Annotated in this window: 4 protein-coding genes and 1 pseudogene; 2 read left to right on the forward strand and 3 right to left on the reverse strand. The window is 71.7% G+C overall.

Features of this window, described 5'->3' with window-relative positions:
- Nucleotides 1–211 (forward strand): annotated as a pseudogene (locus tag P1P70_RS42225) (hypothetical protein); the annotation flags it as partial.
- Nucleotides 211–567, forward strand: coding sequence for a hypothetical protein (locus P1P70_RS42230; RefSeq protein ID WP_319247449.1), 357 nt, complete (start codon nt 211–213; stop codon nt 565–567). The pseudogene P1P70_RS42225 and the gene P1P70_RS42230, both read left to right, overlap by 1 nt.
- Before the next feature lie 34 nt (nt 568–601).
- Here P1P70_RS42230 and P1P70_RS42235 read toward each other — a convergent pair whose 3' ends face one another.
- The 3 genes from P1P70_RS42235 to P1P70_RS42245 form a co-directional block, all read right to left on the reverse strand.
- Nucleotides 602–2,170: an SDR family oxidoreductase gene (locus P1P70_RS42235; RefSeq protein WP_319247451.1), complete on the reverse strand. Its 1,569-nt coding sequence runs from the start codon at nt 2,168–2,170 to the stop codon at nt 602–604.
- Between the two features lie 94 nt (nt 2,171–2,264).
- The gene (locus P1P70_RS42240) at nt 2,265–2,546 is read right to left on the reverse strand and encodes a type II toxin-antitoxin system RelE/ParE family toxin (protein WP_319247453.1); all 282 of its coding nucleotides are present in this window, start codon (nt 2,544–2,546) and stop codon (nt 2,265–2,267) included.
- 4 nt (nt 2,547–2,550) lie between these two features.
- Nucleotides 2,551–2,832 (reverse strand): type II toxin-antitoxin system Phd/YefM family antitoxin, encoded by a 282-nt coding sequence (locus tag P1P70_RS42245; protein ID WP_319247455.1) that lies wholly within the window; start codon nt 2,830–2,832, stop codon nt 2,551–2,553.
- Between the last annotated feature and the right edge of the window lie 615 nt (nt 2,833–3,447).

The following is a 3,447-nucleotide window of genomic DNA, read 5'->3' on the forward strand; positions in this document are numbered from 1 at the left end:
CCGTTCTCCCTACTGCCGCCACCTCCCCCTCGACGGCACCGAGAACCGGCTCGTCCGCCCCTACCTCGCCGCCCACGAACGCGACCACGCGCATGACCACACGCACGAGCGTGACCGGCAGGCGCACCGTCGTCTCGCCCTCGTGCTCGCCGCCGACTTCGGGATCGACCTCGACCGGCACCTCATCGGCGTGGGCGAGGTGGCTGTCTGATGGAGGCGCAGCCGAAGCCCGAGCCCCCGCCCCTCACCACACTCCGTCTGCTGCCGTGGCTGTCCCCTGACGGCAAGCCGTGCTTTCTCTCGGCGAGCGGCCGGGGCGGGTACGTGTCGCGGCTGGCAGATACGACAGAGACCCGGCAACTCACCACGGGCGCCGACGTACTCACCCGCGCCCGCCAAGTACTGGACGATCCCGTGTCGCCGAACGCCGAGGTGCGGTACGCCGCGATCCGCCTCACCGAGTGCCTGGCCGACGCCCTGCGCGTGGCCGAGTCACGCGGCATGCGGTTGCCCGAGGCGGATTCGGACCCGCCCGAGCGGGATTCACCGCCTCGTTCCTGGCCCTGACCTCGGCCGGTACCTCTCCCGACCCGCCCGTTCGTCAGTGCGTGCGGGCCGGTTCGGGGGCGGTGTCCGTCTGGGCCACGGCCTCCGCCGCCGCCGCGATGTTCCGCGCCATCCCCCCGAAGACCGCCGCATGGAAGGGCGCCACGCTCCACCAATACGCGTGCCCGGCAAGCCCGTGCGGATGAAACAGGGCGCGCTGCCGGTAGACCGTGCGCCCCTCCTCGTCCCGGCCGACGGTCATCTCCAGCCACGCCAGCCCCGGCAGCCGCATCTCCGCGCGGAGGCGGAGCAGCCGGCCGGGCTCGATCTCCTCGACCCGCCAGAAGTCGAGGCTGTCGCCGATCCGCAGCCGGGTCGCGTCGCGGCGGCCCCGGCGCAGACCGACCCCGCCGACCAGCCGGTCCGCCCACCCGCGCAGGGACCAGGCCAGCGGCGAGGAGTACCAGCCGTTCTCGCCGCCGATCGCCTCCACCACCCGCCACAGCGCCTGCGGCGACGCCGCCACCGCACGCTCCCGGCGGTCCTCGTACAGGCTGCCGCCCGCCCAGTCGGGGTCGGTGGGCAACGGGTCGCTGGGCGCGCGGGGCGTCGAGGCCGAGGACCACCGGGTGGCCACGTCCGCGTCCCGCACGCGCCGCAGGGCCAGCGCGATCGCCCGGTCCAGGCCGACCGGCCCCTCCGGCGGGTCGGGCAGGTACCGGACGATGTCCCGCTCGCCGCACACCACTTCATGCTTCAGCGACTCGACGAGCGGGCGCGCGAGACCACCCGGCACCGGGGTGACAAGGCCGACCCACAGACTGGACAGCCGAGGGGTGAGCGGCGGCACGGGCACGATCACCCGTTTCGGCAGCTCGGCGACGGCCGCGTACCGCCGCATCATCTGCTCGTACGTGACGACGTCCGGCCCGCCGATGTCGAAGGTCCGGTTCACGTCGTCCGGCAGCCGTGCGCACCCCACGAGGAGTCGGAGCACGTCCCGGACGGCGATCGGCTGGATACGGGTGCGCACCCAGCTCGGCGTCACCATCACGGGGAGCCGCTCGGTGAGATGGCGCAGCATCTCGAACGACGCCGAACCGGACCCGATGATCACGGCGGCACGGAGCACCGCGGTCGGCACACCCGAGGCCAGCAGCACCCGGCCCACCTCGGCGCGGGACCGCAGATGCGGCGAAAGGTCGTGCTCCGGGACTCCGGCGGGGGTCAGCCCGCCGAGATACACGATCCGCCGTACGCCCGCCGCCCGCGCCCGCTCCCCGAAGACCTCGGCCGCCCGCCGGTCGGTCTCCTCGAACCCTCGCCCGGTGCCCAGCGCGTGGACCAGGTAGTACGCGACGTCCACGCCCTCCATGGCCGCCGTCACGGACTCCGCGTCGGTCACGTCCCCCCGTACGACCTCCGCCCGCCCTGCCCACGGGTGATCCCGCAACTTTCCGGGCGACCGAGCCAGACACCGCACCGGGTACCCGGCGTCCAACAACTCCGGCACGAGCCGCCCCCCGATGTACCCGGTGGCCCCGGTGACCAGACAGCGCGGGGGGCGAGCGTCGTCGTACGCAATCGCCCGGTCGGACGTACGGGTCGCACGGTTCGAGCTCATCCAGGCACCGCCCTCCGTCGCGGCCCCTCGGCCCATGCTCAGCGCCACACGCAGGCACCGCAACCTCGCCACGAAGCCCGCCGCACCACGGAAGCTACGGAACTTGCCGGTAGATCTCGCGACGGTTGCCCACGGCCAGGACCCATACGATCAACTGGCCGCCCTCAACGGTGTAGACGACGCGGTAGTCGCCGACTCTGAGCCGCCAGCGGGCACTGTGCCCGTGGAGTGCCTTGATGTCGAACGACTCGGTGCCTCCCGCGTCCATCGCCTTCCGTAGCTCGGCGAGGCGGTACAGAAGGCGCAGCGCGTCAGGGCGCGGAACCTTCAGCATGTCCCGCTGAGCGTGCGGCGTGAAGCGCGTGACGTACCCCATGAGGTCAGCTCTGATGGGTGCGCAGCAGGACGGCCATCTCTTCGAGTGAGACCGACCCCTCCGTACCCTCGGATTCGGCTTCGTCGGCCAGCTGGTTGAGCCATGCCTCTTCGGCGTTCTCGGCGATCTCACGCAGGCGCTGGTACTCCTGGATGTCGATCACGACGGCTTCCTGCTTGCCGCGCCGAGTGATGATCGTCGGAGTTTCGTCCCGATGGGCGCGATCGATCACGTCGGCGAGGTGACTGCGGACTTCGGCCATTGATTCGATCACCGGCTCACTCATGTAACAAATGTATCAGGTGTACATGAGGGCGGGGATCGATCACCGCGCAGCGGCCGAGCGCCGATCCCGGCCGCCGACGCGGCACGACACCCCGGCCGGGCCCCATCAGCGGGCGCGGACCAGCAGGTTCCCGTGCGCGCATCGGTTGACGGTGTCGCTGCTCCACGCCCCACCCACCGGCACGACGGCGAGTTCCTGGAAGCAGACAGCGGCGGCGCTGAAGTTCCAGTTGTTGGCGGCGTTGAATCCGGGGCCGACGTTGCTGTCGTTGTCGGCGGTGGCGTCCGCGTGGGCGGGAGAGGCGAGGGCGAGGCGGCGGCGGGCAGCAGGGCCAGCGTCATGATCTTCTTCATGCTCGCCCCAACGGCCTTTCGGCCCCGCAGGACACGGACGCCGACAGTGCGGAGGCCGCCGTTCCGCGGGCTTGGCTACGCTGGAGGAAGGCGTACATAGCAGGGCAAGAGCGGGCAATTTCCCTAAGGAACCGACATGGGTCTCGGCGTCGACCGTGCGGCGGTCGTGAAACGTAGGTCCCTCGGGCGGGCGGGCGCGGCGGTCGTGATCGCCGTCGGTCTGGTCCTGACCGGGGCATGTGGCGGAGGCGGGGACAGCGGG

Origin of the sequence: Streptomyces sp. MB09-02B (genome assembly GCF_033794485.1) — a bacterium.
GTDB lineage: Bacteria > Actinomycetota > Actinomycetes > Streptomycetales > Streptomycetaceae > Streptomyces.

Excerpts from the sequence above, each read along its gene's own strand:
- P1P70_RS42230 (WP_319247449.1), top strand. The coding sequence starts at position 211 with ATGGAGGCGCAGCCGAAGCCCGAGCCCCCGCCCCTCACCACACTCCGT.
- P1P70_RS42235 (WP_319247451.1), bottom strand. The coding sequence starts at position 2,170 with ATGAGCTCGAACCGTGCGACCCGTACGTCCGACCGGGCGATTGCGTAC.
- P1P70_RS42240 (WP_319247453.1), bottom strand. The coding sequence starts at position 2,546 with ATGGGGTACGTCACGCGCTTCACGCCGCACGCTCAGCGGGACATGCTG.
- P1P70_RS42245 (WP_319247455.1), bottom strand. The coding sequence starts at position 2,832 with ATGAGTGAGCCGGTGATCGAATCAATGGCCGAAGTCCGCAGTCACCTC.